Annotated in this window: 5 protein-coding genes and 2 pseudogenes; 3 read left to right on the forward strand and 4 right to left on the reverse strand. The window is 42.4% G+C overall.

From position 1 onward, the window contains the following. The coding region (locus F1E73_RS16505; protein WP_150452592.1) for a relaxase/mobilization nuclease domain-containing protein at positions 1–657 on the reverse strand (657 nt) is incomplete at its 3' end. Continuing rightward, positions 657–1,037, reverse strand: coding sequence for a plasmid mobilization relaxosome protein MobC (gene mobC, locus F1E73_RS16510; protein ID WP_150452593.1), 381 nt, complete (start codon positions 1,035–1,037; stop codon positions 657–659). The genes F1E73_RS16505 and mobC, both read right to left, overlap by 1 nt. Positions 1,038–2,121: 1,084 nt before the next feature. On the opposite strand from mobC, the pseudogene F1E73_RS18155 reads away from it, so the two are divergent. Beyond that, positions 2,122–2,379 (forward strand): annotated as a pseudogene (locus F1E73_RS18155) (IS91 family transposase); the annotation flags it as partial. Positions 2,380–2,666: 287 nt separating this feature from the next. Here F1E73_RS18155 and F1E73_RS16515 read toward each other — a convergent pair. After that, on the reverse strand, positions 2,667–2,966 hold the full coding sequence (locus tag F1E73_RS16515) for a type II toxin-antitoxin system RelE/ParE family toxin (RefSeq protein ID WP_150452594.1): 300 nt from the start codon (positions 2,964–2,966) through the stop codon (positions 2,667–2,669). Beyond that, a complete protein-coding gene (locus F1E73_RS16520) occupies positions 2,959–3,210 on the reverse strand; it encodes a type II toxin-antitoxin system ParD family antitoxin (protein WP_150452595.1) in 252 nt (83 codons plus the stop codon). The genes F1E73_RS16515 and F1E73_RS16520 overlap by 8 nt, the downstream gene beginning before the upstream one ends. A 338-nt stretch (positions 3,211–3,548) precedes the next feature. Here F1E73_RS16520 and F1E73_RS17680 point away from each other — a divergent pair, with 338 nt between their 5' ends. Together F1E73_RS17680 and F1E73_RS17970 are read left to right on the forward strand one after the other, a co-directional pair. Beyond that, a complete protein-coding gene (locus F1E73_RS17680) occupies positions 3,549–3,686 on the forward strand; it encodes a hypothetical protein (RefSeq protein ID WP_191089051.1) in 138 nt (45 codons plus the stop codon). 32 nt (positions 3,687–3,718) lie between these two features. Continuing rightward, a pseudogene (locus F1E73_RS17970) lies at positions 3,719–3,949 on the forward strand (tyrosine-type recombinase/integrase); the annotation flags it as partial.

A 3,949-nucleotide genomic window follows, 5' to 3' on the forward strand; every position in this document is an offset into this window, starting at 1 on the left:
AGCTACCCCTACCCTATCCGAACGCTCTACCACCTTCAGTTGGATATGGTGCTTTTTAAGAAGTTTGGCAAGCTGTTCAAAACTCCACACCTTGTATTTCTGCAGGGTATTGTTCAAAATGTCCTGCATATAGTATCGGACCCCGTTACCATCCTGGGGATTAAACTGGGGCGTTTCCAGTTTGGGAAGCTCCCGGACCGTTCTTTTTTCCGGGGAGGGGGAAAGTCCAAACTCTTTCTCCAGGTATTTCTGGGCGGCCATGCTCCTTCTATAGTCAAAGGATAGGTTGATCTGGCTGCAGTCCTCCCTGATGGTACTGGAGACGATGTGCACGTGTTCGTGCTCGGTATCGTGATGCCGTACCACGATGTAGGGCTGCTCCCCATAGCCCATGTATTCCATATAGGTTTTGGAAAGGGCCAAGAATTTAGTATCGTCCAGATGTTCACCTCGGGGTAGGTTCAGGGTGGCATGTACGTAGCGTTTTTCAGAGGCATGACGGAAGCCCAAAAAGACCAGTACCTGTTCGAAGACCTTAAGGTTTGTATCCGTATCGGAATAGGTATTGTGGAAGCCGAGAATGGTCGATTCCGGTTTCCCAAGGACGTATTTCAGTACGCCTTGCACTTTGTTACGGTATAGGAGTCGTGCGATCATTACAGGTTCATATTATTGTTAATAACCATATTCAATTTGGCGACCAGGTCATTGGCCCTTTTCATTTCCTCTACAAGGCTTGCATTGGGGCTCCGTCTATTCTTGTAATGGGCCACTTTTACCAATTGATTAATATTGGTCCCTATTTTGTTCAGCTGGTACCCGACCTTAGGTGTATTTATCGGTACTCCTTCCACTTTCTCTACCTCCTTGCTTAGAATGAGGGTTCTCAAAAAAGGGCCCACCGTTCCTCTTTTATGGAAATCGACCTGATAGGTTTGTAAAAGCGCCTTCACTTTTTCCAGTTCCTCGGTATTGAACCGAAGCATAATGGTATGCTTTCGCTTGTTGTCCCCTAACCGTTTCCTTCCAATTGCCATAGTACTTCTTGTTTTTTACTGCCGAGGGCAGCTTTTCACTTCGCTAGAAGTAGGAGTTTTGCGTTGCGCAAAACATAACTTGCTATCCGTTAAAAGCGGATAATTTCATATAAATATAACACATCAAAAAACAGCTTAAAAGACTTATTTATAGTATTTTACACCTCAAAACCATATAAAGCCATATGAGACCATATAAGACCAACACTGGTTTAATATGGTCTTATATTTTATTCGAAAAGATGATAGAAAAAGGGTTAAATAGGTCGATTACATAGCGAGGGAGAAAAAGGGCAAGGGGTTTTTCGCTCCTTGTGCTTTGGTGCGGGGCCGAGGCTGTCGGGCAATACTGCGAGGAAAATCCTTCCCTAATGAATGGGATAAAATGTGGTGATTAGGGAAAAAAACAGGCTCGGAAGGTTGGCCCGATGGCCGCAGGGGCTTGGCATAGTTGGAACCTTATAGGCGGTATCCTATCCCATTTTCAAGCGTCTAAATCAATTGCCAGTGATCTGTCTATTACTTTTGCTGGCGCCACAAAAAAACCGTACACTTAAAATCTTATGGATTAAACAATTAAATATTTATATTTAGATATCACGATATACAGATAACAACATACTCAGATATCATGATATACAGATATCAACATATTCAGATATCACGATATACGGATATCCAGATATAGGCATATTCGGATGTGTAGTTAGGATTCTATTTAATTTGAAAGTGAGTGCTGTGGAAAGTTCCGTATTTCGAAACTAGAGGATAATTTTTCAGCCTGCCTACAGACCAGCGGTAACCTTCATCCCATTGCAAGGCTGATACTCCCTATGGTTATGAATTTAACTCATTTTTATTTTTTTGAAGCCACTTGAAATACCAATGGCCAAACCTCCGGTAACTCCCCTGATCACACCATCAGAAAGCCCCGATCCATTACCTTGATCAAAGATTGGCACCGTTGTCCAGGACGTGCCCGTACTTCCAACAAATCCGCCTGCAAAAGCCCCTACATCACCCGAGGTGGACCCGCCCCAAAAGCCCATGGAAGCTGACACCCCGCTGCTGAAAAAGCAACGCCCTGCACATCCTGCCCAAGGGCTTCGTATGGATCCCCTGTTATGGCATCCTGAGCAGTAGCTGGAAAAAAGAAAAGCTGCCCGCCCTTCAAGATATGCTGGCCACAGAGCCGCTAAAACTCAAAAAGGAAAAGCCACCATTGCTCAAAGGGAAGTGTCCTATCTGCAAAAAGGGAAAATTGGTCACCGTTATGACCTTCGACGGGCGTGGACCTCCCCAATGCTGGAAGGAATTGCTGACGTTTACGAATCAACCATAGGAACTACTTGCAAACCGCGAGGCAGAAGCGCTATGCCTTAAGGTAAATGTTAAACCAAAAAGAGACTGGACGGTTCGCCAAACTGGCGCAAAAGTTGGATTTAGGTCACTAGAAAAATGCCGAAGTTCAATTGCCAAAACAAAACCACGGAAAGTCTGCCGAAATACGACTCCATAAAAAACGCTAAAAAGAAAGCTTTCCCCATAGAGGGAGACTGGATCCGTCAACAAGATGTTCAGCCCTGGCCTATCGGCGGGCCGAATACTTTGTTATTGGGGTGTCGTAAATTATTCTTTAATTCGATTCTTAAGATCCATTCGGCCATGTAAAATCCTGGTTATCTCAATTGGGCTATTTTCAATTATTCGATAAAAGATGATGTGTCGATTAGCTTTTAGGCCAAACAGGTTTTCTGTTATTCCATCATAATTTTTACCTAAATCTGGATTGTTGGCAATATCTTGGCAGCTATTTAGAAGCATATCATAATATCGGTCTGCCTGTTTCTCCGACCATTTATCAAATGTATAATCCCAAATTGCGTTTAAATCCTCAACAGCTTTATTCGTCAGATTGTAATTAGCCATTGTTTTTTCTTCTGGCTTTTAGTTGCTCAAGATTTTTTTGAGGATCGAAATCTTTTGCAATTCCACTATCGATTCCTTCATGAATAGCATTTCTTAAGGCAATAACTTTACTTTCTTCATTTTCTAAAAGTCGAAGTCCTGCTCTGATTACTTCACTGACATTTTTGTATCGACCAGCAGAGACCTGAGATTGAACAAATTGGTCAAAATAGTTACCTAGTGATATTGAGGTGTTTTTGCTCATTGGAGTGCTTTTGATTCAAAAATACCAAAAATTGGTATTTTTTCCAAATCAATATGTTGTAATGAAGATAATTGGTTGTCAGAATCTCACGTATTTTGATATCGGAAAAACTCCTATTCTTATGCACCCCAACGAAAAGGCTATGATTTCGGCGTGGAATCGTCCGAAGGACAATTCCGCAGAGAAAGCAAGCTTGATTTATATTTTACCTTTCGGTTTTGCACTGTCGCCACGCTGAATTATAGCCGTTGTTGAACTAAACCTAAAGGTAGCTTCACGCAAGATTTCCCCTGCTGTTCACTACCTTTAGGTATTGTCTAATTAATTCATTGTAAGTTATGAAAAAAAATAGTACCCTCATAGATAGGGCCTGTAATTCTGTTCCAGAATTTAATGAACTGTATCGTAAGTTAAGACGATCTATCGAGCTTTCTGGTAAGATCCAAAGTACCCTTACCAATATGCGCGTTGCCTAGCGCATATTTCCCTCCATTTTAACTGTAGTCCGTTGGATCTTGATGAAGAGCAGGTCCTGGATTACCTGCACATTTTAAAATCCCAGCGCAAGACCCCATCCGAAAGTATTTTCAAACATACGGTCTATGGGCTTCGCTATGCGTATCGCATTTTCGGTATGAAGGAGATGCATTTATTGCTACCTTCGATAGAACGACCAAAAAAGCTACCGGTAGTATTGAGCCACAATGAGGTGAGGCAGCTCCTCAAGGCCCCTAAACTT

Source organism: Arenibacter lacus, assembly GCF_008711145.1.
Taxonomy (GTDB): domain Bacteria; phylum Bacteroidota; class Bacteroidia; order Flavobacteriales; family Flavobacteriaceae; genus Arenibacter; species Arenibacter amylolyticus.